27 protein-coding genes and 1 tRNA gene are annotated in these 26,525 nt (G+C 68.2%); 12 read left to right on the top strand and 16 right to left on the bottom strand.

Annotated elements, in window-relative coordinates; all coding sequences use genetic code 11:
- Nucleotides 1-4 precede the first annotated feature (4 nt).
- Entirely contained in the window at nt 5-832 is an 828-nt protein-coding gene (locus MOX01_RS09305; RefSeq protein ID WP_141369382.1) for an alpha/beta fold hydrolase, read from the top strand.
- Here MOX01_RS09305 and MOX01_RS09300 read toward each other — a convergent pair.
- Nucleotides 776-2,014, bottom strand: coding sequence for an MFS transporter (locus MOX01_RS09300; protein ID WP_141369381.1), 1,239 nt, complete (start codon nt 2,012-2,014; stop codon nt 776-778). The genes MOX01_RS09305 and MOX01_RS09300 overlap by 57 nt on opposite strands.
- Nucleotides 2,011-3,372, bottom strand: a complete 1,362-nt coding sequence (locus MOX01_RS09295) for a glycoside hydrolase family 1 protein (protein ID WP_141369379.1) — start codon at nt 3,370-3,372, stop codon at nt 2,011-2,013. The genes MOX01_RS09300 and MOX01_RS09295 overlap by 4 nt, the downstream gene beginning before the upstream one ends.
- A 222-nt stretch (nt 3,373-3,594) precedes the next feature.
- On the opposite strand from MOX01_RS09295, the gene rpsT reads away from it, so the two are divergent.
- Nucleotides 3,595-3,855, top strand: coding sequence for a 30S ribosomal protein S20 (gene rpsT / locus MOX01_RS09290; RefSeq protein WP_017830351.1), 261 nt, complete (start codon nt 3,595-3,597; stop codon nt 3,853-3,855).
- A gap of 80 nt (nt 3,856-3,935) precedes the next feature.
- Here rpsT and holA read toward each other — a convergent pair whose 3' ends face one another.
- From holA to MOX01_RS09265, 5 genes are all read right to left on the bottom strand, one after another.
- Nucleotides 3,936-4,973, bottom strand: coding sequence for a DNA polymerase III subunit delta (holA, locus tag MOX01_RS09285; protein WP_046749211.1), 1,038 nt, complete (start codon nt 4,971-4,973; stop codon nt 3,936-3,938).
- A 39-nt stretch (nt 4,974-5,012) separates the two neighbouring features.
- On the bottom strand, nt 5,013-7,310 hold the full coding sequence (locus MOX01_RS09280; RefSeq protein WP_230977905.1) for a ComEC/Rec2 family competence protein: 2,298 nt from the start codon (nt 7,308-7,310) through the stop codon (nt 5,013-5,015).
- Nucleotides 7,311-7,336: 26 nt separating this feature from the next.
- On the bottom strand, nt 7,337-7,969 hold the full coding sequence (locus tag MOX01_RS09275) for a ComEA family DNA-binding protein (RefSeq protein ID WP_058631395.1): 633 nt from the start codon (nt 7,967-7,969) through the stop codon (nt 7,337-7,339).
- A gap of 95 nt (nt 7,970-8,064) precedes the next feature.
- Nucleotides 8,065-10,641 carry a leucine--tRNA ligase gene (leuS, locus tag MOX01_RS09270; protein WP_058631417.1) on the bottom strand — a complete coding sequence of 859 codons (2,577 nt, stop codon included), beginning with the start codon at nt 10,639-10,641 and terminating at the stop codon, nt 8,065-8,067.
- A 34-nt stretch (nt 10,642-10,675) separates the two neighbouring features.
- Nucleotides 10,676-12,001, bottom strand: a complete 1,326-nt coding sequence (locus MOX01_RS09265; RefSeq protein WP_230977906.1) for an anthranilate synthase component I family protein — start codon at nt 11,999-12,001, stop codon at nt 10,676-10,678.
- Nucleotides 12,002-12,042: 41 nt separating this feature from the next.
- Between MOX01_RS09265 and MOX01_RS09260 the strand changes: the two genes are divergently transcribed.
- From MOX01_RS09260 to MOX01_RS09250, 3 genes are read left to right on the top strand one after another with little or no spacing between them, the layout of a single operon-like run.
- Entirely contained in the window at nt 12,043-12,714 is a 672-nt protein-coding gene (locus MOX01_RS09260) for a DedA family protein (protein WP_046749215.1), read from the top strand.
- Between the two features lie 4 nt (nt 12,715-12,718).
- Nucleotides 12,719-13,744 carry an App1 family protein phosphatidate phosphatase gene (locus tag MOX01_RS09255; RefSeq protein WP_141369375.1) on the top strand — a complete coding sequence of 342 codons (1,026 nt, stop codon included), beginning with the start codon at nt 12,719-12,721 and terminating at the stop codon, nt 13,742-13,744.
- A gap of 1 nt (nt 13,745) precedes the next feature.
- Complete coding sequence (locus MOX01_RS09250; protein ID WP_141369374.1) at nt 13,746-14,609, top strand: 3-methyladenine DNA glycosylase; 864 nt, start codon at nt 13,746-13,748, stop codon at nt 14,607-14,609.
- A 3-nt stretch (nt 14,610-14,612) separates the two neighbouring features.
- Here the strand turns inward: MOX01_RS09250 and MOX01_RS09245 are convergent, their stop codons facing one another.
- The 4 genes from MOX01_RS09245 to MOX01_RS09230 are packed head-to-tail and all read right to left on the bottom strand — an operon-like array spanning nt 14,613 to nt 17,849.
- Nucleotides 14,613-15,824: a glycoside hydrolase family 3 N-terminal domain-containing protein gene (locus tag MOX01_RS09245; RefSeq protein ID WP_230977907.1), complete on the bottom strand. Its 1,212-nt coding sequence runs from the start codon at nt 15,822-15,824 to the stop codon at nt 14,613-14,615.
- Nucleotides 15,825-15,848: 24 nt separating this feature from the next.
- Nucleotides 15,849-16,505, bottom strand: a complete 657-nt coding sequence (locus MOX01_RS09240; RefSeq protein ID WP_046749219.1) for an SDR family oxidoreductase — start codon at nt 16,503-16,505, stop codon at nt 15,849-15,851.
- A gap of 28 nt (nt 16,506-16,533) precedes the next feature.
- Nucleotides 16,534-17,061 (bottom strand): hypothetical protein, encoded by a 528-nt coding sequence (locus tag MOX01_RS09235; protein ID WP_061015872.1) that lies wholly within the window; start codon nt 17,059-17,061, stop codon nt 16,534-16,536.
- Nucleotides 17,058-17,849, bottom strand: coding sequence for a hypothetical protein (locus MOX01_RS09230; protein WP_141369372.1), 792 nt, complete (start codon nt 17,847-17,849; stop codon nt 17,058-17,060). The genes MOX01_RS09235 and MOX01_RS09230 overlap by 4 nt, the downstream gene beginning before the upstream one ends.
- A gap of 124 nt (nt 17,850-17,973) precedes the next feature.
- Between MOX01_RS09230 and MOX01_RS09225 the strand changes: the two genes are divergently transcribed.
- The gene (locus MOX01_RS09225; RefSeq protein ID WP_141369370.1) at nt 17,974-18,996 is read left to right on the top strand and encodes a DUF2804 domain-containing protein; all 1,023 of its coding nucleotides are present in this window, start codon (nt 17,974-17,976) and stop codon (nt 18,994-18,996) included.
- On the opposite strand, the gene MOX01_RS09220 is transcribed toward MOX01_RS09225, so the two are convergent.
- Nucleotides 18,983-20,053 carry an NAD(P)-binding domain-containing protein gene (locus MOX01_RS09220; RefSeq protein ID WP_141369368.1) on the bottom strand — a complete coding sequence of 357 codons (1,071 nt, stop codon included), beginning with the start codon at nt 20,051-20,053 and terminating at the stop codon, nt 18,983-18,985. The genes MOX01_RS09225 and MOX01_RS09220 overlap by 14 nt on opposite strands.
- Nucleotides 20,054-20,213: 160 nt before the next feature.
- Between MOX01_RS09220 and MOX01_RS09215 the strand changes: the two genes are divergently transcribed.
- Nucleotides 20,214-20,286 (top strand) — tRNA-Ala (locus MOX01_RS09215).
- 214 nt (nt 20,287-20,500) lie between these two features.
- On the opposite strand, the gene MOX01_RS09210 is transcribed toward MOX01_RS09215, so the two are convergent.
- A complete protein-coding gene (locus MOX01_RS09210) occupies nt 20,501-20,899 on the bottom strand; it encodes a hypothetical protein (RefSeq protein WP_141369366.1) in 399 nt (132 codons plus the stop codon).
- Between the two features lie 286 nt (nt 20,900-21,185).
- Here MOX01_RS09210 and MOX01_RS09205 point away from each other — a divergent pair, with 286 nt between their 5' ends.
- The 5 genes from MOX01_RS09205 (at nt 21,186) to MOX01_RS09185 (ending at nt 24,107) form a co-directional block, all read left to right on the top strand.
- A complete protein-coding gene (locus tag MOX01_RS09205) occupies nt 21,186-21,824 on the top strand; it encodes an acyl-ACP--UDP-N-acetylglucosamine O-acyltransferase family protein (RefSeq protein WP_141369364.1) in 639 nt (212 codons plus the stop codon).
- A gap of 97 nt (nt 21,825-21,921) precedes the next feature.
- Nucleotides 21,922-22,104: a hypothetical protein gene (locus MOX01_RS09200; protein ID WP_046749225.1), complete on the top strand. Its 183-nt coding sequence runs from the start codon at nt 21,922-21,924 to the stop codon at nt 22,102-22,104.
- An 82-nt stretch (nt 22,105-22,186) separates the two neighbouring features.
- Nucleotides 22,187-22,666, top strand: coding sequence for a DUF6153 family protein (locus MOX01_RS09195; RefSeq protein ID WP_230977908.1), 480 nt, complete (start codon nt 22,187-22,189; stop codon nt 22,664-22,666).
- A gap of 102 nt (nt 22,667-22,768) precedes the next feature.
- Nucleotides 22,769-23,362: a DUF305 domain-containing protein gene (locus MOX01_RS09190; RefSeq protein ID WP_230977909.1), complete on the top strand. Its 594-nt coding sequence runs from the start codon at nt 22,769-22,771 to the stop codon at nt 23,360-23,362.
- Between the two features lie 70 nt (nt 23,363-23,432).
- Nucleotides 23,433-24,107, top strand: coding sequence for a CueP family metal-binding protein (locus MOX01_RS09185; protein ID WP_230977910.1), 675 nt, complete (start codon nt 23,433-23,435; stop codon nt 24,105-24,107).
- Between the two features lie 103 nt (nt 24,108-24,210).
- On the opposite strand, the gene MOX01_RS09180 is transcribed toward MOX01_RS09185, so the two are convergent.
- The 3 genes from MOX01_RS09180 to MOX01_RS09170 all read right to left on the bottom strand — a co-directional run bounded on the left by MOX01_RS09180 (nt 24,211) and on the right by MOX01_RS09170 (nt 26,525).
- On the bottom strand, nt 24,211-24,495 hold the full coding sequence (locus MOX01_RS09180; protein ID WP_046749229.1) for a hypothetical protein: 285 nt from the start codon (nt 24,493-24,495) through the stop codon (nt 24,211-24,213).
- A gap of 99 nt (nt 24,496-24,594) precedes the next feature.
- Nucleotides 24,595-25,629 carry an Lrp/AsnC family transcriptional regulator gene (locus MOX01_RS09175; RefSeq protein ID WP_058631419.1) on the bottom strand — a complete coding sequence of 345 codons (1,035 nt, stop codon included), beginning with the start codon at nt 25,627-25,629 and terminating at the stop codon, nt 24,595-24,597.
- The gene (locus MOX01_RS09170) at nt 25,626-26,525 is read right to left on the bottom strand and encodes an alpha/beta fold hydrolase (RefSeq protein WP_061015862.1); all 900 of its coding nucleotides are present in this window, start codon (nt 26,523-26,525) and stop codon (nt 25,626-25,628) included. The genes MOX01_RS09175 and MOX01_RS09170 overlap by 4 nt, the downstream gene beginning before the upstream one ends.

Here is a 26,525-nt window from a genome sequence, read left to right as displayed (position 1 = left end):
ACCCGTGAGCGCACAGATCGTCTTCGTGCACGGCATCCGCACCTCGGCCACGATGTGGCGATCGCAGGCCGTCTATCTCGAGGAGCTGGGACACGCCTTTACCGCCGTCGACCTTCCCGGCCACGGATCACGGATGCAAGAGGATTTCACGCTGCACGAGGCGCTGCACACGATCGACGTCGCAGTGCGCGCGGCCGCGGACAAAGGACCCGTCGTCCTCGTCGGCCATTCCATGGGCGGACTGCTCTCGCTCGCCTACGCCGGCGGTGCCGAGGCTCCGCCGATCGCCGCCCTGGTCGCCGCCGCCTGCACGTCCCTGCCCCGCGGCACCGGTCTCGCCGCGTACCGCCTGTTCGCCCGCGCCGTCGACTCCCTCCCCGATCGCGGGATGTGGCTGACACGCCAGATGCTCGCCGCCACCATCCCTCTCGAGAACCGTTCGGACTTCGCCGCCGGCGGCTACGCGCTCGACACGCAGGACGCCGCACTGCGCAGCCTCGCCGCACTCGACATCGCCGCAGCCGTTCCCCGCATCGCTGTTCCGCTGTGGTTCGTGAACGGGCAGTACGACCAGTTGCGGCTGAACGAGCCTCTGTTCCGGCAGCTCGCACCACATGCGGAGCTGATCGTCGTGCCGCGCACCACCCACCTGGTCACCGCGATGCGTCCGGAGATCTTCAACGCCGTGCTGCAGCTCGCCATCGCGACCGTCGAGCAGGCGGATGCAGCTCAGGCGGATGCAGAAGACGTGGACGTAGAGGAGCTCGCCGCGCGCTCACGCCGCCGTGGACGGCTGCCGAGCGAACGCCGTGAGGAGTCCGCCGACCAGTGACAGCACGGCGGCTGCGACGAACACGAGCCAGAACCCGCCCACGAGTGCGACCAGGCCGGCTCCCAGCACCGGACCGATGAGTTGCCCGAGGGCGGCCGTCACGTTGACGATTCCCAGATCCCGCGCGTGGTCCTGCGCATCCGGGAGGAGATCGGCGGCGAAAGCGAGACCGACCGTGGAGAACGCCCCGTATCCGAGACCCATGAGGGCCGCGGCCACCATGGTCATCTCGAACGTCGGGACGAGCGCGATCGCCACCCCGGACGCCGCTTGCACGACCGTTGCGGCGACCGTGAGCGTTCTCCTGTTCCCGGTGCGATCGGACGCGATGCCGGTGACCACGGAGGCGACGACGACGAAGACCGTGTACACGACGATGAGCAGCAGCAGGTTGTCCTGGGCTGTCGCGCTGGGCTGCCCGAGGCCGTGCAACAGGAAGAACAGGAACAGCGCGGTGCCGAGGGCATTCCCCACGTTCGTCACCAGTCGACCGGAGAGCATCCACGCGAAGTCGCGGTCGCGGAGCGAGGCGAGCCGGCGCCCTCCGTTGCGCTTAGGCCGCAGCGCCTCCGTACTCGGCGGATCCGGCAGCAGGAGTGCGGTCGCCGTGCCGACGACCGCGATGATCCCGGCGAGCAGCCAGTACCCCTCGCGGATTCCGAGGCCGAGGAGTACCACGAGCCCCACTCCGACGACGATGCCGACGGCCTGGCTGGAACCGACCGCGGCAGATGCGGCACCTCGCTGCGTCGTCGGCAGCTGATCGGCGATGAGCGCGGTGAAGGCCGCCGATGACACGGCGACGCCGATCGACACGCCCACCCAACCTGCGCCCACGGTCCACGGACCGTCGGCGTAGCCCGTGAGCACGAGGCACACCGCCGTCAGCAGAACCCCGCCGACCGCCCAGGGGCGACGGCGGTGTCTGCCTGCAGCCGCACGGTCCGAGAGCGCACCGGCGGCGGGACCCGCGAGGATGCCTGCGAGCCCGCCGATGCCCAGAACCAAGCCCGAGGAGACGACCCCGCGAATCCAGTCGTCTTCCGGAGTGTCGAGCTGCAGCGGGAGGAGGAGCTGCACCGGAGTGAGCTGCACGGTCCAGATCGCCAGCCAGGCGAGCGTGAACAGCGACATCCATCGCGCGCCGGCTCGTATGGTGCGGGGGTGCTCGGGGGTGTTCATCGCTTCTCCCCCGCTGCACGCGAACTCCGGATGACCTCTCGATACCAGTCGTACGAGGCTTTGGGCGTTCGCTCGCCCGTCTCGAAGTCGACGTGGACGAGGCCGAATCGCTGGGTGTAGCCGTCGGCCCATTCCCAGTTGTCCAGCAATGACCACACCGTGTACTCCTCCACGGGCACTCCGGCCGAGATCGCATCGCCGACGGCCTGCAGATGCCCGGCGAGGTACGAGATGCGGTCGGTGTCCTCCACGCGGGTCGCGCGCTCGGGCTCGGGGAAGGAGGCGCCGTTCTCCCCGATGATCACGGGCGGCATGTCGGGATGGCGACCATGCAGGTCGATCAGCAAGTCGCGCAGTGCGCCGGGCATGATCGGCCATTCGGGACCGAATCCGGTGACCGGAACGCCGGGCGTCGGCACGATGTCGAAGGGGATCGGGCTTCCCTCTTCGGCGTTCGTGACCGTCGTCGGATTGTAGAAGTTGACGCCGTAGAAGTCGATCGAGTGGCCGATGGCTTCGAGGTCGCCTTCCTGCACGGGCATCGGGGGCAGGCCGAGTGCTTCCAGGTCGGGGTAGGTGCCGGCGAGGAGCGGCTCGCTGAAGACCCTGTTGTGGATCAGGTCGTAGATCGCCGCGGCCTCATGGTCTTCGGCGGTGTCACCCAGCGGCAGGACCCAGGTGTGGTTGTTGACCAAACCCACCGCGACAGCACCGCGATCTCGGAGCACCGCCGCTGCGCGGGCGTGCGCCAGCAGTTGATGATGGGCGGTAGGCAGGGCACCGAACAGGAGTTGCTTGCCTGGCGCCAATGCGCCGACCGCATACCCCTGGAGGGTCGTCATCGCGGGTTCGTTGAGGGTGTACCAGTTCTGCACCCGATCGCCGAGGCGATCAGCCACAAGCGCCGCATAGTCGGCGAAGCGCTCGGCGGTGTCGCGCTCGAGCCACCCGCCGTCGGCTTCGACGCTGCTCGGCATCTCCCAGTGGTACAGGGTGGGGAACGGCTGGATCCCGGCGTCGAGAAGCATATCCACGACGCGCGAGTAGTGGTCGAGCGCTGTGCTGTCTCCCGGACCCAGGCCGTCGGGCTGGACGCGAGCCCACGGGATCGAGAACCGGTATCGGTCGAGTCCGAGACCGGACGCGAGAGCGACGTCGCGTTCGGGGCGCCGGTAGCTGTCGCACGCGGGGTCGGCCATGGATCCGTCGAGGACGGCACCCGGCCTCTCGAGGAAGTCGTCCCAGATTGATCGCCCGGATGCACCGGTGGGCCGGGAGCCCTCGATCTGGAAGGCGGACGTCGCTGCGGACCAGCGGAGCCCGGAGGGCATGGGCGAACGGGAGGGCTCGAGGGTCATGTGGCTCCTAGACATCAGTGTCGGGATAATGATGATTCTGCACCCGGTACCGTCGAATCCGCGACTGAGTCTCGCGTTCTCGCCGCCGTTTCGCGTCAACGGCCCGTCTGCTGGTAGACTCGACTCTTGGCTTGCGTGTGGGTTCTTCCCTCACGACCGCTGTGCAGCAGCCCTCTTCTGCTGCCGGCATTCCGAACACTCCTGTACAGAAAGCGTCCACACGTGGCAAACATCAAGTCGCAGATCAAGCGCAACAAGACCAACGAGAAGGCTCGCGAGCGCAACAAGGCCGTGAAGAGCGAGCTCAAGACGGTCATCCGTACCACTCGTACGGCCGTCTCCGCCGGCGACAAGGCAGCCGCAGAGGCCGCCCTGAAGAAGGCCGCCGTCAAGCTCGACAAGGCCGTCAGCAAGGGTGTCCTGCACAAGAACCAGGCGTCGAACCGCAAGTCGGCTCTCGCCAAGCAGGTCGCTTCCCTCTGAACCGACGCTTCTGAGAAAGGCCCGTCCCGATATCGGGGCGGGCCTTCTTCGTGTTCGGGGTGAGCGCACCCGGCGATGGACTATTCGCCGAAAGGCTGTCGTGTGGCGATGACCGTCACCATGCGCTCCAAGGCGAAGATCGGATCGCGCGCGGCACCCTTCACCTCGCCGTCGGCTCTGGCCGTGGCCTGGATCGCCATCCCGAGCGAGCGCTCGTTCCAGCCCGCCAGATCGCGACGGGCACGGTCGACCTGCCAATCCTTCATCCCCAGGCGCTGCGCGAGTTGACGGCTCGGCTCGCGGTTGCCGGCCACGCGGGCCATGGTGCGCAGCTTCATCGCGAAGGCTGCGACCATCGGGACCGGGTCGGCCCCCGAGGAAAGTGCGTGGCGGAGGGCCATGAGCGCCTCGCCGTAGCGGCCGGCGATCGCGGTGTCGGCCACGACGAACGCCGAGACCTCGACTCGTCCGCCGTAGTACTTGGTGACGACCTCCTCGGTGATGTCGCCGTCGACATCGCCGATGAGCTGCTGGCAGGCTGCGGCCAGCTCTGTGAGGTCGTCGGCGAACGCCGAAACCAGGGCGCGCAAGGCCGGAGGAGCGATGCGCTTCTTCGCCGCGCGGAACTCACCGGCTGCGAAATCGACCCGATCGCCGTCGCGCTTGATCGCCGGGCAGGCGATCTCGATGCCGCCACCGGAACCACCGCGAAGAGCGTCGAGGAGCTTCTTGCCCCGCACGCTGGCTCCGGTGTGCCGGAGAATGACCGTCGCCCCCTCCTGCGGGTGGTCGAGGTACGACACCGCCTCCTGGATGAACGCATCCGAGCACTTCTCCACGCCGGAGACGCGCACCAGACGCGGTTCTCCGAACAGGGACGGCGACGTGAGCGACAGGAGCGTCCCTGGTGCGTAGTCGTCGGCGCGTACGTCACTGACTTCGAGCGCAGGGTCTTCGGCGCGGAGGTAGTCGCGCACACCGGCGATGGCCCGCTCGGCGCAGACCTCTTCCGGACCGGAGACCAGCACGACCGGGGCCGGGCGCGGCTCGCGCCAGGAGACCTGGGGGATCTTGGTGGGCTTCGCGCCGCCGCGGGAAGGGGTACGCGAAGCTGCCATGGAACCAGCCTACCGGCGGTCGCCGACATGGCTCCGCCGTCACGGTGGCGTCTTCTCGGTCCAGATCTGCAACTCCCCGTCATCGAGTGCGAGCAGGATGCGCCCGTGCACGTCGGTACGGAGCACGCGTGCACAGGCGTCGGTCAGAGCATCGATCGTCTCGGCGCGGGGGTGCCCGTAGTCGTTGTCCGCTCCGACGCTGAACAACGCCACGCGCGGCCGGATCCGCCCATACAGCTCTGGATCCTGATCCGCGCTGCCGTGGTGAGCCACCTTCACGACCGCGTACGGAGCGAGTCCTCCTGTCCTCTGCAGCATGCGCTGTGGTGCGGCGGAGAGATCGCCGAGGTAGAGGGAGCGCGGCACACCTCCCCCGGCGAATTCCAGCACGACGCTCGCGTCGTTGCCGGAGGGGAACGCCGGTGACCGGCGTGGCGGCCAGAGCACGCGCCAGGCGGCATCGCCGAGCATGCCGCGCCGTCCCGCCGATGCCTGCTCGACCTCGGCTCCCTCATCGGCGAGGTCGTCGATGAGGCGTCGATCGGGCGGATCAGCCATCGGACCGTGAAGGACCGTCGACACCCGCGCCTGCACAGCTGCGGTCCCGCCGACGTGATCGAGGTCGAAGTGCGTGAGCACCAGAAGATCGATGTGCTCGATGCCGAGCGACCGCAGACAGGTGGACAGCAGATCCGGATCGGGCCCCGTGTCGATCAGCGCCACCCGGCCTGCCGAGCGCACGAGCACCGCGTCGCCCTGCCCGACGTCGCACACCGCGATCGCCCAGCCATCCGGAGCCGCCGCGGTCGCCAGCGGTCCATCGAGGAGTACACGTGATCCGGCGAGCGAGAGCACCACCACGAGCACCAGTGCCGCAACCCGCCTCAACCAGCGAGAGATCCGCCCGGCTGGAGTCGCCTCCGTCGAGCTCGGGGCGCGTATGAGGACTGCGGCGATGGCCGCGCTCAGCAGAGCAACCAGGAGCGCACTGCCGAGGCCCGCCGGCACGGTGACCTGCGCGCTCGGAAGCTCCGCCGTGGTGGTGGCGGTCGTCGCGATCCAGGCAGCGGGGAGCCACGCCGAGGCCGCAAGGAGATCGGCGAGCATGGGCAGCGGTGCGGCCAGGCACGCGAGGAGTCCGATCACCGTCGCGACCGGCGCCGCGGGCGCGGCTATCAGATTCGCAGCGACTCCGACCAGGGACTGCTGCTCAGCGAACAGCGCGATGACGGGGCCGCACGCGAGCTGCGCGGCGAGCGGGACCGCCAGAGCCAGCGCGACGGGTCCTGGCACGGCTCGTCTCAACCCGTGGGCGAGAGACGGGGCGAGCAGGATCAACGCCCCCGAGGCGACGACCGACAGCGCGAATCCTGGCGTCGCCGCCAGCCACGGATCCGCGACGAGTATCCCCGTCGCGGACAGAGAGAGCACTCCCGCCCCGGCGCTCGGCCTCCCGCACAGGATGGTCAGCATCCCCGCCGCTGCCATCACCCCAGCCCGGACGACGCTCGGCTCCGGAGTCACCAGCACGACGAAACCCGCCAGGCCCGCAAGCGACAGCAGGACGCGCAGCCAACGGCCGCCCCCGCAGAGGGCCGTGAGCCAGAAGATCGCGCCGACGACGATCGCGCAGTTCGCACCGCTGACGGCGGTGAGGTGGCTGAGCCCACTCGCGCGCATGTCGTCGTTCAAGGCCGTCGTCACCGCGCGGGTGTCGCCCACCGCAAGGCCGGGCAGGAGGCCTGCTCCGGGCTCCGGCAGGCGTAGCGCCCTCTCGACGAACGTGCTCTTGATCGCGGCTGCCGCGGCGAACACACCGGATGCGGGGTCGACGATCTCGGCCTCGCTCGCGAAGATCACGAGAGCCGAGCGCTCCCCGGCCTCCGTGATCGATGACTCGCCCACCACCCGTATCCGCGCACCGAGATCGAACCCGTCGGCGGGGTCCACTCCGACGCGGACCGGGACCGTGGAAGGGGCTGCCCGGCCAGGCGGCCCGAGTGTCGTAGCCGCCGCCTCGAACCACAGCCGCCCGTCCCGTCCGAGCGATGCCGAGGAGGTGACCTCGGCCGACGACTCGATGACGCGCCCGCCCCATGCGCGGGCCTCATCCCGCGCGGGAAGAGCGAACCCGACGGACACGGCCGCACCTGCCATCGCCGACAGCACGACGATCGTGACACCGGCCTCGGCGCGCTGAGTGTTCTTGGCTCGCAGCCCGGAGCGGCTGAACACCAGCACACCTGCCGCGGCTGCCGTACACGTGCCGGCACACACCCACGCGAGTTCAGGCAACAGCACGCACAGCAGCGCGGCACCCCATACGGCTGCCGCCACAGGGAGTAAGCGCAGATCGCGCGCCCTCACACCCTGACCCCGTCGCGCAGTCCCTCGAGGAGCTTCTCGCCGATGCCGGGCACGGCCAGAAGGTCGTCGATGGAGGCGAAGCGACCGTTCTCCTCTCGCCAGGCGACGATCCGCTCCGCCAGCGCGGGTCCGATACGCGGAAGCGTCTCGAGTGCTGTCTGATCCGCCGTGTTGAGATCTATCCGCGCGTCGCCCGGTGGCGCTGCCGCCCCGCCGGGTGCATCCGTCATCGCGCCTGTCGCCGGCACGACGATCTGCTCCCCGTCTTCGACCACCCGTGCGAGGTTTACGGCGCTCAGGTCCGCATCGGTGGTCGTTCCACCGGCAGCGGCCACCGCATCGACGACTCGCGCGTCGAGATCGAGCACGTAGAGCCCCGGCCTCTCGACAGAGCCGAGCACGTGCACGTACAGCTCACCGGTCGACGAGGGCCCCGGGCTCGCACCTGCTCCGGCGCCGGTGTCCGTGCCGGTGTCCGTGAGTGACACGGTTTCGACAGGCGCAGACTGACCACGCAGAATGCCGACCCCGACGGCAGCCGACAGCACGACGAGTGCCAGCACCACCGCCGCTCCCACGCTCAGGCGCAGACGGCGCCGGTGCGGAAGAGGTGCCTGGGGAGAAGCCATCCGGCCACGCTAGGAGACAACGATCCCCCGGTGGTGCGCAGTAGACGCCCACAGTGGACAACCCGAGTGGATCCTCCTCAGTGGAGAAGAGACGATCAGCCCTTGACGACGAAGCTCACGATCTTCGGTGCGCGTACGACGACCTTGACGATCTCGCGGTCACCGATCGATCGGATCACACGCTCATCGGCCCGGGCCAGGGCCTCGAGCTCCGACTCGCCGATCCGAGCGGACACCTCGAGCTGCGCACGCACCTTGCCGCCCACCTGCACGACGGCGGTGATGGTGTCCTCGATCAGCAGTGCGGGATCGGCGGAGCGCCAGGTCACCAGCCCGACGGAAGGCTCATGGCCGAGGATCTCCCACATCTCCTCCGCGGTGTGCGGGGCGATGAGGTCGAGCATCACGGCGATCGTCTCCGCGGCCTCGCGCACGGCGGGGTCGCCGGCACCAGCGGCGCTGTCGATCGTCTTGCGCGTGACGTTCACCAGCTCCATCAGGCGCGCGACCAGCACGTTGAACTTCGTCTGCTCGACGAGCGCCGGCGCCTCGGAGAGGAGCTTGTGCGTCGCGCGGCGGAGAGCGGCGTCACCACCGTCGAAGACCACATCGACCGGGCTCGACACCTCCCCCGCGATGCGCATGGCACGCGCCAGGAACTTCTGGGCACCGGTCGTCGAGACGTCCGCCCAGTCCTTGTCGTCCTCCACAGGACCGGCGAAAGCGAGGCCGACACGCAGCGCGTCGGCACCGTGCGCGTCGAGCTCTTCCTGGAACAGCACCAGGTTGCCCTTGCTCTTGGACATCTTCTGTCCGTCGAGCAGGACCATGCCCTGGTTGATGAGATTCGAGAACGGCTCGGTGAAGTCGATCAGGCCCATGTCGAACAGGACCTTCGTGATGAAGCGCGCGTACAGCAGGTGCAGGATCGCGTGCTCCACGCCGCCGATGTACGAGTCGACCGGCGCCCAACGAGCCGCCTGAGCAGGGTCGAACGCGACGGTCTCGCTGTTCGGCGACAGGAAACGCAGGAAGTACCACGAGCTGTCGACGAACGTGTCCATCGTGTCGGGGTCGCGCAGCACGGGGTCGCCGGTCTCGGGATCGGTCGTGCGCACCCAGTTCTCCGCACCACCCAGCGGCGAGGTGCCCTTGGGCTTCAGGTCCAGCCCTTCGACACTCGGCAGCTTCACGGGGAGCTTGTCCTCGGGAACCGGGATGATCGTGCCGTCCTCGCCGTGCAGCATCGGGATCGGGGTACCCCAGAAACGCTGACGGGAGATGAGCCAATCACGCAGACGGTAGTTCTTCGCGGCACGACCGGTACCGGAAGCCTCCAGCTGCTCGATCGCACGCGCGATCGCATTGCGCTTGGAGAGCCCGTTCAGCGCACCGGAGTTGATCATCCGACCCTCACCCGTGAGCGCGATGCCGGTGGTGGCCGGACTCTGCTCCTCGAGCGCCGCACCGGTGTCGATCGGCACGCCCTCGTCATCGACCTCGATCACGGGCATCGCACCCGTGACAGGAGCCGTGGTGTCGACGACCACTTTGACCGGCAGGTCGAAGGCTCGGGCGAAATCGAGGTCGCGCTGGTCGTGCGCCGGCACGGCCATGACCGCGCCATGGCCGTAGTCGGCCAGCACGTAGTCCGCCGCCCACACCGGCAACTTCTCGCCGTTGACGGGGTTGATCGCGTAGCGCTCCAGGAAGACACCCGTCTTCGGACGGTCCGTGGACTGCCGATCGATGTCGGTCTCCTTCTGCACCTGCTCCAGATACGTCTGGAAACGCTCACGCACCTCGTCAGGCGCTCCGGCCGCGAGCTCCGCCGCCAGGTCGGAATCCGGAGCGACCACGAAGAACGTGGCCCCGTGCAGGGTGTCGGGTCGCGTCGAGAACACCGTGACCGGCTCCTCGCGCCCCTCGATGAGGAAGTCGACATCGGCTCCCACCGAGCGGCCGATCCAGTTGCGCTGCATCTGCAGCACCTTGTGCGGCCAGAAGCCCTCGAGCTGGTTCAGGTCGTCCAGCAGTCGATCCGCGTAATCCGTGATCCGGAAGTACCACTGCGTCAGCTTCTTCTTGACGACCTCGTAGCCGCAGCGCTCGCAGCGCCCGTCGACGACCTGCTCGTTCGCGAGCACCGTCTGATCGTTCGGGCACCAGTTGACGGGGCTCTTCTTGCGATACGCCAGGCCGCGCTCGTACAGCTTCAGGAACAGCCACTGGTTCCAGCGGTAGTACTCGGGGTCGGACGTGTGCAGTACGCGGCTCCAGTCGAACGAGACGCCGTACTGCTCGAATCCGACCTTCTGCTGCGCGATGTTCTGGTAGGTCCACTCACGCGGATCGGCACCCTGACGGATCGCCGCGTTCTCCGCCGGCAGACCGAAGGAGTCCCAGCCGATCGGGTTCAGCACGTTGTGTCCGCGGTGACGCCAGAACCGAGCCACGATGTCGGAGTAGAGGTAGTTCTCCGCGTGTCCCATGTGCAGGTCACCGGAGGGATACGGGAACATCGCGAGCACGTACCGACGCGGCCGGGTGTCGTCATCGCCACCCGTGAGGAACGTGCCGTTGTCCGCCCAGTACTTCTGCCACTTGTTCTGGATGGCGTGCGCCGACGGGGTCTCGTCGTCGGCAGGAGCGGTGGACAGGTTCTCAGACAACGAACGCACGACCAATCTGGTGGAAAAAGCGGGATCAGTTCAGGATATCGGAACGCCAGAGGGCAGGCATTCCGGCGCCGAGTGCGGCGAGCGGCGCCCGAGCCTTGGTCGCGACCTCGGCCACCTCGGATGTGGCGACGGACCCCCAGGTGATTCCTCCGCCGGCACCGACGATGGCCTGCTCCTCATCGATCAGGATGCTGCGGATCACCATCGCCAGGTCGAGGGCGCCGTCGACGCCGACGTATCCGAAGCACCCGGCGTACACGCCGCGTGGCCCGCCCTCCAGCTCGTGGAGGCGAGTCATCGCGGAGAGCTTCGGGGCTCCGGTCATGCTCCCCGCGGGGAAGGCCGCACCGAGCAGATCCCCGACTGTCGTCCCCTCGACCGCGACGCCGCTGACCGTGCTCACCAGCTGATGCACGGCGGGATAGCTCTCCACCACCCAGAGTCCCTCGACACGGATGCTCCCCGCCGCGCACACCTGCGAGAGGTCATTGCGCATCAGGTCGACGATCATCACGTTCTCGGCACGTTCCTTGGGATCTGCGGCCAGTTCTGCGGCGAGCGCGGCGTCTGCGACGGGCTCGGCGCCTCGGGGTCTGGTGCCCTTGATGGGTCTGGTGCGGATGATGCCGCCCGCTGCGTGGAGGAACTGCTCCGGGCTCGCACTCAAGAGGGTGCGTCCGCCGATCCGCACGAAGCCCCCGTGGTGCGCGGGGGTCGAGGTGCGGAGGCGGTCGTAGACCTCGACGGCATCATGCGTGCCGGACACAGTGAAGCGGGTGGTCAAGCACAGCTGGTAGGCGATGCCCTCGCGGATGAGCTCTCGGCAGCGTTCGATGAGTGCGATGTACTCGCGCGGGTCGTGCCGTGCTTCGGCGACGCGCGTCAGGGGCCCGGTCGCCGTGCGGAACCGATCCTGGTTCTGGCTCTCCCTCGTGTACGCGGTGACCGCCGCTTCCCAGCTCTCCAGTTCGCTCTCAGCGCTGAGCGCCCAGACCTGTCGGTGCGAATGGTCGAAGGCGATGAGTCGCTCGGCGCTCAGCCATGCCCCATCTGTCTCGTCGCCCGTAGGGGACACGGGTGCCCCTGCAGCCGCGGCGCCGCTCTCGTAGTCGAGCCAGCCCACCCAGCCCCCGGTGAACGGCGGCTGCCCCGGCGTCGGGGCTGCAACGTCGAGGCGGACGTCGCGCGGAAGCGTCGAACGCTCCCCTGTGCCGATGAAGCTCCATCCCGTCGTCGCATCCGCGCCCGCGTCGAGCCAGAAGACATCGGCGTTCCCCGTTTCGAGCATCGGGAACACCGACGACGGCTCCGTCCACTCGGGAAGGGGTCTGGCGCTCAGCAGTACAGGCACCTTGCCAGCCTAGGACCGGGCGGCTCCCGTATTCTCGTGGGGTGGACGACCTCCTGATCTGGCTCCTCGACACCGTGCAGTCGATCGACCCGGTCGCACGCACGCTCATCGCCGGGCTCGCCGTGATGCTGGAGACGAGCATCCTGATCGGTCTCATCGTCCCCGGTGACACGATCGTGATCATCGCCTCGATGGGTGTCGCCACTCCCCTGGAGGGCATCGCGATGGGCGTCGCCGTCGTGATCGGCGCCCTCATCGGCGAGAGCATCGGCTTCTGGCTGGGCCGCTGGCTCGGACCACGAATCCGCGTGTCCTGGTTGGGGCGCAAGATCGGCGAGCACAACTGGGTGCGCGCCGAGAACTACCTCGAGCGCCGAGGGGGCATCGCGATCTTCCTCTCCCGGTTCCTCCCCGTGCTGCACTCGCTCGTCCCCCTGACCGTCGGCATGAGCGAGTACCCGTACCGCAGGTTCCTGGCGTGGACGGCTCCCGCCTGCGCGCTCTGGGCAACCGCATACGTGAGCGTCACATCGCTCGCGGCCGGCAGCTTCCGCGAGCTCGTCGATCGCGTGCACTTCGCGGGATACATCTTCGTCGGCGTCATCGCACTGTTCCTGCTCCTGGCGTTCCTCGGAAAGAAGCTGCTGCAGCGCCTCGAGGCCCGTCACCTGGAGGGGCCCGAAGCGGAGGCCGACGCCGACGTGAAAGACTGAGTCAATGGCATCGGCTCCCCCAGCCCCCCGGATCCACTGGTTCGCCCGACTCGAACACCGCCTCCACGTCTGGCGTGAAGGTCGTGCGCGCCGTCGTGGTCGTGTCGCGACGATCCTGCCCTTCCCCGGCTACGGCGGCCCCGGGTGGGTGCGCGTGGTCGGACGTGTGCTGATCGTGCCCCCGCAGCGCCGCACACGTCACGGCGAGCCGGCGAGTGTACGCGGGTGGCGCAGCTTCGTCGGCATCCCCGTGGGCTTCGCATCCGTCAGCGTGCATCTCGGTGACACCACCCATCAGGTGGCGGCCGACCGCGGTGGCGTGGTGGATGCCATGATCCGCGTCGACCTCGAACCCGGCTGGCAGACCTTCACCTTCTCCGTCGAGGGGCAAGCCCCCGTGGAGGCGAGAGCGTTCATCGTCGCCGAGGAGACCACGTTCGGTGTGGTCTCCGATGTCGACGACACCGTGATGGTGACGGCGCTGCCTCGTCCGTTCATCGCGTTCTGGAACTCCTTCGTACTCGACGAGCACGCCCGACTCCCCGTACCCGGGATGGCCGTGCTCCTCGACCAGTTGCTGCGACAGCACCCCGGCGCCCCCATGGTGTATCTCTCCACCGGCGCCTGGAACGTCGCCCCCACGCTGTGGCGCTTCCTCGGTCGCCATCTCTTCCCCGCCGGCTCCATGCTCCTGACCGACTGGGGACCGACGCATGAACGCTGGTTCCGCAGCGGCCGCGAACACAAGCTGACCAACCTGCGGAGACTGGCGACCGAGTTCCCGCACGTGAAGTGGCTCCTGATCGGCGACGACGGGCAGCACGACGAGGCCATCTACAGTCAGTTCATGGACGAGTACCCCGACTCTGTCGCCGGTGTCGCCATCCGTCGCCTGCTTCCTGCCGAGGCCGTGCTCGCCGGTGGGCGCGCCGGACACGAGCCGCACTCCGAGGACACCGCCCCCTGGGTCAGCGCCGAGGACGGCGCGGGCCTTCGCGACCTGCTGGGCGAAGCCGGCATCCTGCACTGACATGCCCATCGCCCGCCAGGAGTGGCTCCTCCGCGAAGAGAAGCACCGTGAACGTGCCGACGAGCTCACCGCCGCGCACCGTGACAGGGCGACCAGGGCCGAGAAGCACCCGGTGTGGGACTTCCTCTTCACCTACTACTCGTACAAACCGGCTCAGCTGCGTCGCTGGCACCCCGGCGCCGGTGTCGAGCTCGCGGAGGCCGTCGAGCGACTCGAGTGGCGGTGGTACACGACAGGCAGCAGCGCGGACAGCGCAGTTCCCGATGCGGCGGCTTTCGGCACGGAGAAGGCAGAGCTGGCAGCGCTCATCGAGAGGATGCTCCGCCGCACGGCGTCGCGTCCCGGACAGTTCGGATGCTTCGGACTGCACGAGTGGGCCATGGTGTACCGCGCGGACGAGACCCGTCACTCGGTTCCGTTGCGCCTCGGGCGGGATGGAACCGACGCTGTGGTCGAGAACCACGACCTTCGCTGCACCCACTTCGACGCCTTCCGCTTCTTCACTCCCGAGGCCGTGCCCCGCAACCGCACCTCGTTGAGCAGGGACGAGCAGCCGCTGTTCGAGCAACCGGGCTGCCTGCACGCCGGCATGGATCTGTACAAGTGGGCCACCAAGCTGGGACCCCTCATCCCGGGTGAGCTGCTCCTCGATTCGTTCGAGCTGGCCCGAGACATCCGCCTCCTCGACATGGAGGCCGCGCCCTACGACCTCTCGCCCTGGGGCATCGTGCCCGTGCCCATCGAGACACCGGAGGGCAAGGCCGAGTACGTCCGCCGGCAGCGAGGGTTCGCAGACCGTGGTGCGGCACTCCGGTCGGCCCTGCTGGATGCCTGGCTCGGCGAGGGAGCCCGCGAGGCGGCCTGAGCGTCAGCCGACGGGCTCGCAGTCGTCGCAGGTCGCCCATCGAGCCGTCGCGGCAGCCATCTGAATGCGCAGCGCCACCACCCGCGTCGCTGCTTCTTCGAGCCTCTCGGCCGGAAGCGCGCCCGCATCGACCGCCGCCCCGATGCCTGCCGCCATCGCCCCGGCAGTCTGCGCGTCGGAACCTGCGATCATCAGCACCAGGTCGTTCCCTGCGGCGATCGCCGCCACGCCGTTCGCGACCGGATCGGCATAGGCGGGGTCTCCCGACGACAGCAGCATCCCCAGGTCATCTGTCACCGCCACCCCCGTGAAGCCGAGCTCTTCTCTGGCGATGTCGTGCCAGACCGGCGAGAGCGACGCGGGAAGCGGGTCGATCTCGGTGTAGGCGAGGTGACCGTACATGAGCAGGGAGGCCCCGGCGTCGATGCCCGCCTCGAAAGGCACGGCTTCCGTGGCACGCCATTCCTCCCGACCCATCGTGGAACTCGGGATCGCCCGGTGCGAGTCGCCGGGCGCGGCGCCGTGGCCGGGGAAGTGCTTCAGCGCCGAGGCGACGAACTGCTCCTGTGCGGTGGTCGCCGCCGCGACGCGCTCGGCGGCGGACGCGGGGTCGATTCCGAGTGCCCGGCCGTGGATGAACGAAGCGGGATCGGACGTGTAGTCCGCCACCGTGCCGAAGTTCACCGTGATCCCGGCGCGTGCCACCAGGGCGCCCCGTGCGGAGAACGCCGTCGACGTCTCCGCGACCGGGAGCCCCTTCAGCGAGGTCGAAGCGGGGAAGCCGTCGCCGTGCAGTCGGGACACGAAGCCGCCTTCCTGGTCCACGGCGATGAGCGGTGGAAGGGCGGGATCGACGGTGAGCGCGGCCGTGAGAGCCTGCAGCTCCGCTTCCGTCGCGGGGATGTTGGCGCCCATAAGGATGAATCCGCCCAGCCCCGATGCCATGTAGGCATGCAGGGCCGCCGGATCGGTTCCCGCGACGTGTCCCATGACCACCGTCGATGCCTGCTCCGCGACCGACATCTCCGCCACCCGCTCTTCAGCGCGTTCCACGAACTCCTCGGAGGAGACGCCAGACGAAGTCTCGGCCGCCGCCGCGCGTATTGGCGTGTCCGTGAAGGTGGAGGAGGCTGTGGCCGGCGTCGCTGCGCACAGCCCCGCCATCGCGGCGAGCGCCAGGGCACCCACCCCGTACCTGCGGACCCGAGACGTCATGCTCGTCGCGGTGATGCAGAGGCGTCAGCAGGACAGCGCATCGGCGATGGGGTCTGCCGAGTCGGCGTCGCCGTTGCCGAAGCGGATCGTCCGGCCGACCGTACACGGTTCCTGCAGGGATGCCGCGATCACAGCTGCGACGTCGGCACGGGAAACGGCTCCCCGCCCCTCGGGATCGATCTGGATGCGTCCGGTCGGATCGTCGAACGTGAGAGTCCCCGGAGCGAGGATCGTGCCTTCGAGGCCGGTACCGCGCAGGTGCTCGTCGGCAGCCCACTTGGCATCGGCGTAGGGGAAGAACGAGTCGTCCCGCGGGACACCGTGGTCGGCGGTGGAGCCGAGCCACGACACCATCACGTACCGCCGGACACCTGCGCGCTCCGCCGCGTCCATGGAGCGCTGCGCAGCGTCACGGTCGACGGCATAGGTGCGCTCGGGTGACCCCCCACCCGCGCCGGCCGACCAGACGACGGCATCGTGCCCGCGGATGATCTCGGCGAGCGCGTCGACGTCCATGCTCTCGACGTCGGCGACCAGGGCTCTCGCCCCACCGGCTTCGACCTCGGAGGAATGCTCCGGGTTCCGGATCACCCCCGTGACCTCGTCTCCCCGTGCGGCGAGGAGCGGCGCGAGCAGCAGGGCGATGCGGCCGTGGCCGCCGAAGACGATGATTCGCGACATACCTTCACCCTACGCGCCCTCTCCGACCTCAGCGCGGGGTCTGGTCGCTGTCGATGACGAATGCCTGCGGATGGTCGGGGAGGTAACGCACCACGATCAGCTGGCCACCGGGGATGTAGGCGTCGCGGTCCGGGTACACGGCCGGGGTGAAGAAATTGCTCTCCAGCGTGTACTCGACGCCCTCGGCTGTCGTGAACGTCACCCAGTCGCCGTCGAGGGTCGCCGCCGTCGGCCGTCCGTTGTCGTAGATGTACGCGCGGGTCACCGGAACTCCGATGAGGCTGAGGATGCCGATCACCAGGCAGGCGAGCATGAGGAAAGCCAGGATCCGCGCCCCGATGCGTACGATCGCAGCCCCGGCCCGCCCGCGCGGACGCTGATCGGGGCGCAGCAGCCCTTCCCTCTGGCGGATAGCCCGCAACTCACCACCCGGCGCGGTTCCGCCGGCGGAGAGCGCGAACAGGCCGAGGATGGAGAAACCGGCGATGAACACCATCGCGTATCCGTGCGACGCCGGGAAGTTCACGAGCCAGATGAGGGTGTCCATCGGGTTCATCGTCCCGCCTCCTTCTCGATCGTCACCGCGACCGTATGCGGGTCCTCCCGCCGGTAGTACGCCCAGACCGGAGCGCCGACCTGCAGATGCGGGATGGCCTGCGGATACACGAACACGGTGGTGTCCGCCTCCCAGGTCGCCACGCCTTCCGGTGCCATCAGCACACGGAGCGCGAGCTCGCTCTGCCCTTCGCGACGTCGCCCCGTCGGACGGACCTCGAGCACGGAGGCCGTCACCGCGGTCCCGCTCGTGCGGGCGCGCACCTGTGACGGGTCGATCAGCCCCCGTTCGATCCTCCACTGGAGCATGGCGTCACGCACCGCGGGATCGGTGAGGTCTGCGAGCACCACGGTGTCCTGGTCGATGAGGCTGTATCGCACCGGCACGGGAAGTCCGACCTGCAGGGCGGACATGTCAGAGGCGTCGACCAGCATCCGCATCTGGGCGACGAACTCTTCCCCGCTGTTCGGGGTCACGCGGATGAACAGGTCGTACTGCGGCACATCGTTGACGGTCAGACCGGTCCGGCTGACCTCGACGATCGTGCCGACACCGATCTGCGTCTCTCCGCGCACCGTCTTGCGACGCCCGAGGCCGGACAGCATGCCGCCGAAGGTCAGCAGCAGCCCCCAGGCGACGCCGATGAGGATCGGGGCGCCCAGGGTGTCCTCTCCGGCGAAGGGAAGGATCGAGTGTCGTTGATCGACTCCGAACAGGCCCTCGCCGACCCACACGACGAGCCAGGCGGAGAGCAGCAGCCAGACGACGAGGAACACGATGCGGAGCATGCTCTCAGCGTATCCAGAGTCCGATCCCCTCCCCGCCCGGAGGGTGTTCCTCGTGCGGAACACCGTCCTCTACACTCGGGGCAACGACACCGCCCCGAGGTGTCCTCCGGACAGCAGGACGACGATGCCCACACCGCTGATCGAGCGCGAGATCACCGCGCCTGTGTCTCTCACCACCCCGGACGGGGAACTGAACCGGGATGCGCTGGGATGGTCGCGCACCCCTGTCCACGACACCTCCGGCATCCCCGGGCGCGGACATTGGGGCCGCAACAAGCGGTGGGAGTACTGGAACGTGATGACACCGTCCCACATCATCGCGTTCACGGTGTCGTGCGTCGACTACATGTCGCTCCACGAGGTGTGGGTGCTCGATCGCGCGACCGGGCATGACATCGGCGCCACGGTGATCTCACCCGGGAGCCGAAGTGCGACGCTGCCTGCGTCGATCGGCGATGGGCCCGCGAGGGCGCGCACCCGTCGGATCACGGTGGACGTCGATGAGAGCTTCGACGGCACCCGCCTGCGCGGGAGTGCACCTCGCGTCTCATTCGACCTGCTCGCCGGTCGTCCCGCAGGGCATGAGGCGCTGGGGGTCGTCGTGCCGTGGCGTCGGGGCGACGACATCCCCCGGTTCCAGTACACGGTGAAAGACGTCGCCCGTCCGGCCAGCGGCACGGTGACGGTGGACGGCATCGCGCACGACGTACCCGCGGGAAGCTGGGCGGTGCTCGATCACGGTCGCGGACGCTGGCCGTACCGGGTGCAGTGGAACTGGGCGGCCGCGAGCGGGGTCGTCGACGGACGCGTGATCGGACTGCAACTCGGCGCGAAGTGGACCGACGGTTCCGGGGCGACCGAGAATGCGCTGCTCGTCGACGGGCGACTGTCGAAGATCAGCGAGGAACTCGTGTGGGACTACGACCCCGGACACTTCATGCGCCCGTGGCACGTGCACGGAGTGAAGGCCGATCTCACCTTCACACCGTTCTACGACAAGCGCTCTCGCACCAATGCCGTGGTGATCGCCAGCTCCACGGACCAGTTGTTCGGCGTCTGGTCGGGCTGGGTGCTCGACGACACCGGGAAACGGGTGCGCGTGGACGGCATCGAGGGGTTCGCTGAAGAGGTGCTCAACCGCTGGTGACGCGCGATTCTGCGGACTTCAGCGCGCGCTGCACGCCCTTCGCCGCGGAGCGACCGGCCCGATTCGCGCCGATCGTGCTCGCAGACGGCCCGTAGCCGACCAGCTGCACGCGAGGATCGCGGACGGCGGTCGTTCCGCGTCCGTTCCGGTCGAGCTGGATGCCTCCGGCAGCGCTGCGCAGATGCAATGGTGCCAGATGACCGATCGCGGGTCGGAAGCCGGTCGCCCACAGGATCGCATCGACCCGCTCGAAGCTGCCGTCGGACCAGCGCACACCGTCGGGTTCGATGCGCTCGAACAGCGGACGCCGGTCCGCGTAGGCGCCCAGACGCTCTGCTTCCCGCTCCTGCGGGCGGAGCATGAGTCCCGTGACACTGACCACGCTCTGCGGAGGAAGCCCTGCCGCGACGCGCTGCTCGACGAGCGCGACCGCTGCAGCTCCCGCCTCCGGGGTGAAGTCGTCGTCGCGCCAGACCGGCTCACGGCGTGTGACCCACAGCGTCTCGGTGATCGGGGCCAGCGCGCCGAGGAACTGCACGGCTGAGGCGCCGCCGCCCACGACCAGCACCCGCTTGCCGATGAAGTGCTCCGGTCCCGGATAGTCGACGGTGTGCAGCTGCTCTCCGACGAACGTCTCCATGCCGGGGAAATGCGGGAGGAACGGATGGGACCAGGTACCGGTCGCATTCACGATGGTGCGGGTCGTCCACTCCCCCTCCGCGGCTCGCACGGCCAGGAGACCGTCGCGGTCCTCCACCCGATCCACATGGACGGGGCGCAGCACGGGAAGTGCGTGCCTCCGCTCGTACGACGCGAAGTACGCCGGCACAGCCTCATTGGCGCGAGCACCGTCGCGGGCAGGAGGCGTGTCTCCCGGCAGCTCTGCAACGCCGTGCACGTCTCGCATCGTCAACGCGTCCCACCGATGCTGCCATGCGCCACCCGGGCGCTCGTCCGCATCGAGGACCACGTGCGAGATACCCAGCCGGGACAGGTGGAACGATGCCGAGAGACCGGCCTGTCCTGCGCCGATCACCAGACTGTCGAGGATGCTCACGCCGGATCCAACACGCGACGCCGCGTGCTTGTTCCTCCGCGCCTTCTCATCCGCGCCCTCATCCGTCGTGACGCGCCCGGGATGCCCCCACCGATTGGTGCTCCCGTCGATTCGTGTAGTACTCTTTTCAAGTTGCTCCGGCTGGTTCGGAACAGCGTCTGGGCCTGTGGCGCAGCTGGTAGCGCACCTGCATGGCATGCAGGGGGTCAGGGGTTCGAGTCCCCTCAGGTCCACGAAAAACCCCTGGTTATCCAGGGGTTTTTGCGTTTCTGAGTGGCACCTTCTCGAGGTCACTCACGACTTGCTCACGTTATTTCGATCATCTCGGTGATGACGGATGGGTCATCGCACGCGTGACCGACGCTCCCGGATGCCCAGTGGCATTCAGTGTCGATCCGGGATACATCCCCAAATCCTGCTCATCGCCCTGCTGGATTCAGCCGACGCTCACGAGGTCACCGCGTGCTGTTGAACCCGAAGGGCCGAGTGCAGGTAAAACGCGGCTATCACCAGCGCCACCACGCCGCCGACCAGCGCCAAGGTCCGATCAGGCACGCCGAAGGCACCCAATGACGAGGCGACTCCCTGGATCAAGAAGAAGGCACTGAGCAGAAGCGCACTGCCACGCGTGCTGGTCATCTTCCACCACGGACGCGGGGCATCGGATTCGCCGGCGCCCCTAAAGGTGCGCGCTGCGACGACGACGGCTGCCACGAGAGCCACGGTCGCCCACGCGAATCCGAGTTCGTAGCCGATGGCTGCGAGTGGAACCGCGGTGAGCGTGATCCCGACGACGAAGACGAGCAGGTACCCGACCTTTGCGGCCGGTGTCTTGATACGCATCATTTCCCTCCTGACTTACGGTACTGCCGTGTACGTCGTGCAGCTGCAGTAGTTGAACCCGCAGTTGTAGTACGTCACCTTGAGGCGCCACTTGTTCCAATACGCCTTCTCGACCTGGGCTGCGGGAGCGAGGTGACGAGCAGTGGCGCAGATTCTGACGTGGCGACCCGTGGGAGCCAGCTGATGAAGGTTGGGAGGTCACGAGCTGCTCCCGCTGAATAGCCGAACCTGCGGGGTTCTTCTTCGTCTCACGGGACGGTGTGACATGATCGGCACGACAGGAGGCCCGATGACGGAGACACCCCTCGCCTACACCGACCGGGTGCGTGCGGATCGCGGATATCTGACCGTGAGCGAGCTCATCGCGGACGCGCGAAACGTCTTCCTCGACCCGTACTCCACGCTGGTGTCGGCACACGTTCGCATGGGCACGGGGAACGTGTTCTTCCCGCACGTCCGATTCGACGCCGGCCCCGACTCTCTTCTCATCGGTGACCGCAATCACTTCTTCGAAGGGACCAGGATCGATGCCGGCGCCGGCGGACGGATCGACATCGGCGAGGAGAACGAGTTCGGCCCGCATGCGGTGACGCTGCTCGGCAATCGCCCCGACTCGACGGTCACCGTCGGCGACCGGGTCCGTCTTCGCGGGAAGATCGATGTCGGCGGAGCCTCTCGTCTGGGAGACGGCTGCCAGATCCTCGGCGATGTCAGCGCGATAAGCGTCGACCTCGGCGGCGGAGGCAGCTATCGAGACGTCGATCCTGATCTGCGCGGCGCCGTGCTCAAAGGCCGAGGCCACGCCAGCCGCATCGTGCTGCACCAAGGGCACGTCATCAACGGCGACGGCGATTTCGCGGCGGCCGCCATCGAACGACAGGCGGTCTACCACCCCCGTCCCGACCCCACACGCGATTCGGGTCGCTGAGGGTCGCCCCTAGCGCGCCCCTCCCCGAGCGTCAACCCGATTCTGCGTCGTCGACGCCCGTCCTACCGTGAAGCCATCTCCACGAAAGGACGCGACCATGTCGAACCCCATCATTCCTCCCCTGCCTCCGATACTCCACGATGACGAGGCCGACGTTCCGACGAAAGACGTCGACGGCGAGCGTGTCCTCGACCCCGATGCCGACGACGCGCTGGTCGACAGCGCCGAAGCGGACCGCATCGCCGCCGGGGCCGACGAAGACGACACCCACGACGACTGAGCGCCGCGGGAACCGCCCCGCCACTGCTCTCCTCGACTCCGCCGACCCCGTCGACTCCCACCGCTCCGCCTAGACTTGCCTCATGGCACCGGTGGTGGCGACGTGGTCAGGAAGAGGCTCATCGAGCGTCTTCCGCGGTGTGCTGTCCGCCGTTCTCCTCGTAGCCGCGATCATCCTCGGACTCCTGGGGATGCACACCCTGAATCTGCACGGGACGCCATCCGCCGAGGCACCGGCAGCAGTCGCGATGCCGGTGAGCGACACCGCCACGACGCCCGCTCACCATGCGGCGGCTCCGCACGGCGCGGCGCAGGCTCACCCCTCCGGGAACTCGACCAACGCCGGCGACATGTCCTGTGCAGGTTGCGGCAGTGACGACCACGCCGGCATGGCGATGATGTGCGTACTCGCTCTGCTGCTCGCACTCGCGCTGGTCATCGCTCCCAGTGCGCTCCGGGCCTGGGCAACCACCGTCTTCCGGTCCTCTCCGACCGGGGCCCTCACCTCCCGCGCGCTCCCCCAAGCCCCTTCGCTTCACGTTCTCTGCATCAGTCGCACCTGAGCGGCCGTCGAGCCCGCACCCCTCGTGCCCGGCTCCACACCACTCACCTTGCGCGCGCCGTCATCCGCGTGCGCGCGACGACTATGCGTATTGGAGAACACCATGAAGAAGATCCGTGCTGCGGTCACGACCGCACTCGCCCTGTCCACGGTCCTGCTGCTGTCCGGCTGCGCGACCGGCGACACTGACGGCTCGATGCCGGGGATGGACCACGGCTCGTCGTCGGCACCCGCCGGCGTCGACGAGGCGGACATCATGTTCACCTCGATGATGATCGTCCACCACCAGCAGGCCATCGAGATGAGCGACATCGTGCTCGCGACTCCCGGGGCCGACCCAGGCGTCACCGCTCTCGCCCAGCGGATCAAGGCCGCTCAGGGACCGGAGATCGAACAGCTCGAAGGCTGGCTCGACGAGTGGGGCGTCGGCCCCGACGATCGCGACGCGGGTGCGATGGATCACGGGAACGGGATGATGAGCGACGACGACCTCGCGGCCCTCCGCGAGGCCGACGGCGCCGAGGCCTCCCGACTGTTCCTCGAGCAGATGATCGCGCACCATGAGGGGGCCGTCGAGATGGCGCAGACCCAGGTCGACGAAGGAAGCGACCAGGAAGCGGTCGAGCTCGCCCAGACGATCATCGACGCGCAGACGGAGGAGATCCAGGAGATGAAGGACCTCCTCTCCTCTCTCTGACCCATCCCCGGGCCGGTGTCGGCGCCGCGCAGTGCGGCACCGGCCCTCCTCCGCACGAAGGAACCACGCCATGAACCTCCCCACCATGCCCGCCGTCGCCCACACGCTCCAGCGGCGTCGGCTGTCCGTCACGCTCGCCGCCCTCGCAGCCACCGGTATCGCCCTGACCGGATGCTCGGCCGGCGTGCAGACGACGCCCTCGCAGACCTCACCCTCGCAATCGGCCTCCACGCCATCGACGGACGCCGGCTCGGCGGCAGTGGCACAAGAGCTGCTCGCCGTACACGATCTGGCGGAGCTCGATGTCCGCGAGGTGATCGCACGGCTCGAGGCGACGGCCCTCGTGGATCGTCCTGATGACCTCCTCGCCTCGGTGCAACCCGACACGCTCGTGCTTCGGGACGCCGGTGGCAGGGAGGGCAGACTTCCCCTGCCCGACGACGCCGTCTACGTCTCGATCGCGCCGTTCCGCGATCAGACCCACGAGTGCCACTTCCACAGCCTCACGACGTGCGTGGGCGAGCTCGCCGACACGGAGGTCCGTGTCACCCTGACGACCGACGACGGGAGCATGGTGGTCGACGAGACCCGACGAACCCAGGACAACGGCTTCGTCGGCGTATGGGTGCCCCGCGGCCTCGAGACGACGCTGACCGTCGAGAGCCAGGGGCTGATCGGCTCCGTGCCACTGTCGACGACTTCTCCCGACGACCGCACCTGCATCACGGATCTCCAGCTGCGGTGAGCCGACCGACGACGCTCTGAGCTCGTCCTGCCGCCGCGTGGCATGAAGAAGCGCACCCCTCCGTGTACGGAGGGGTGCGCTTCTGCTGTCGACGTGCGGCCTGCTAGGTCGCGAGCAGCGGCGGCACGTGCGAGATCGAGATCGGACGCGTGGCCCTGCTCGACCCGCGCATCCTCTCGACGTCCTCCAGCACTTCGAAGGCCGTACCGTATCGGGACGCGAGGGGAAGGTCGCGAAGCCACGTGACCTCGACCTCGGTCTCGGCCAGTTCGTACACGCACGCCACCACATGGCGCGGATCGTTCGGCGAGTAACGGAGGTCGTTGATCACCCACTCCGACGCCGTGATGCGATTCAGTATGAAACGTGGATCCGGAAGTTCAGACATATGCGGGCCCTCCAGGACTCTCTCTTCCTCAAAGAGTGCGCCACGGTTCGGCTCGCGCAAAGCCCCTTGACACTGCTCGCGAAGGATGCCGCCGCGGGGTCAGGAGGCGTTGTCGGCGGCCTCGGCCGAGGCGACCTGCGCGCGCCACCAGGGTGTCTCGATGAATCCTCGCTTCATGAACACCAGTTCCATGGCCGCGTTCCATCCTCTGACTCCCTTGAGGTGCGCGATGGTCCCGGTGAGGAAGTCGTGGAGCGTCTCGGTGCTCGGCAGGATGATCTCGCAGTAGAGGGAGTTCTCCTCGAGCGCTGCGGCCAGGAAGCGCACCGAGACGTGCTGGGCGAGGGTGCGTGCCACCGAGGCGATCCGAGAGGGTTCCACCCGAAGGATGAGAAGTGTCTCGGCGCTCATGCCGAGTGCGGACGCCGGAACCATGGTCACGGTCGTCAAGCACCCGCCGTTGCGCATGCGTTCGTACCGGCGACGGACGCTGCTCTCGTTCATGTCCAGCTTGTCGCCGATCGACTGGAAGGAGGCACGACCGTTGTGTCGAAGCTCCTCGACGATCGCGCGGTCCGCGTCATCGAAGTGCGTGGGATCGCAGGTGTTCGGCGCGGGCATGTACGACTGCGGATCGCTCGCGGCTTCGGCGTGCGCGTCGTAGAGCTGCCTCCCCCAGTCGAAGCTCACCTTGTAGGTGTGCACGACCAGGTCGCTGCGCCAACGCTCGACACCCGGTATCGCCTGCAGGTCCGTGAGGACGTGCGCGTAGGTGGCGGAATCCCCCGGGATGACGACCTCGGCGAACACGTCGAACTTGCCGGTGACCAGCGTCACGAACCGCACGTAGGGCGAACCGATCAGAGCCTGCGCGACGCTCAGCTGGGAACCGGGCGTGCAGTTGATCCGGACGAAGAAGGTCTCGACATGGCCTTCACTGCCCAGCGTCGGAACGATCCCGACCCGCACCAGCCCCTCGGCGAGCAGCTGCTGTCCGCGTCGGGTGACCGTGGAGACGGCGGCTCCGGCGAACTCGGCGATCGACGTCCAACTCGCTCGGCCGTCCTGCTGCAGCGCGACGACGATCCGTCGGTCGAGGTCGCTCACTTCCCTCGTGAGATCGACGCTGCTCATCGGGTAGGCGGATACACCCGGTGCAGGAACGTGCGCACGGTCTTCGTCCACGCCTCTGCCTCCTCGATCTGCGGGGAGTGCCCCGACTTCTCGAACACCACCATCTCGGAGTCCGGGATGAGATCGGCGATCGTCTGGCTACACGATACTGGCGTGATCCAGTCCGTCCGGCCCACGGTGATGAGTGTCGGCACACCGATCTCGGGCAGGCGCGGTTTGAGGTCGTAGTTCGGGAGGTTCACCGAGAAGGCGTAGTTGTGCGCGCGATAGCGGTACGGCGTCGCCTGCACCTTGCGCTCGGTCGCTTCCGGGTCGTACACGAAGTCGTACAGGGGCAGGATCTCGCGCCAGCAGTCCTTCAGGTCCTCGTCGTCGTGGACCTGTCCGACGTCGATGCGGTCGAACTTCTCCATGTCGATCGTGACACGGTCCGAGGCGAGGGCGTTCTCACGCGCCAGGTGAGCGTTGGAGTTGTCCGGAGAGGTGTCACGCAGCACGATCGCCTGTACGTGCTCCGGGTATCGCAGTGCGTACTCCATGGCCATGAAACCGCCGTACGAGCCACCGGCGATCACGATCCTCTCCGCACCGATCCACTCCCGCAGACCGTCGATGTCCGCCGCCCACTGCTCGTGGCTGTAGGTGCCGAGGCCCTCGCTCGCTCCGCTGCCGCGCGCATCGAACACCACGACGCGGTATTCGTCGGCGAGTCGGCCGAAACTGGCTCGCGGTTCGGCGCGGGACCCGAGGCCGGGGGCTCCGTGATGGGTGATGATGACCGGAGCGCCCTCGGGACCGAGGACCTCGACGGCCAGGTGGTTCCCGTTGATCTCGACCCATTCGTGGTCACTGGTGGCTGCGGCGAACTCCGGGGATACCGGCGGGGTGGATGTCAT

This window comes from Microbacterium oxydans (assembly GCF_006540085.1).
Classification (GTDB): domain Bacteria; phylum Actinomycetota; class Actinomycetes; order Actinomycetales; family Microbacteriaceae; genus Microbacterium; species Microbacterium oxydans.
Note: the sequence above shows the minus strand (reverse complement) of the source record. Positions and strands in the feature narration are given on the sequence as shown.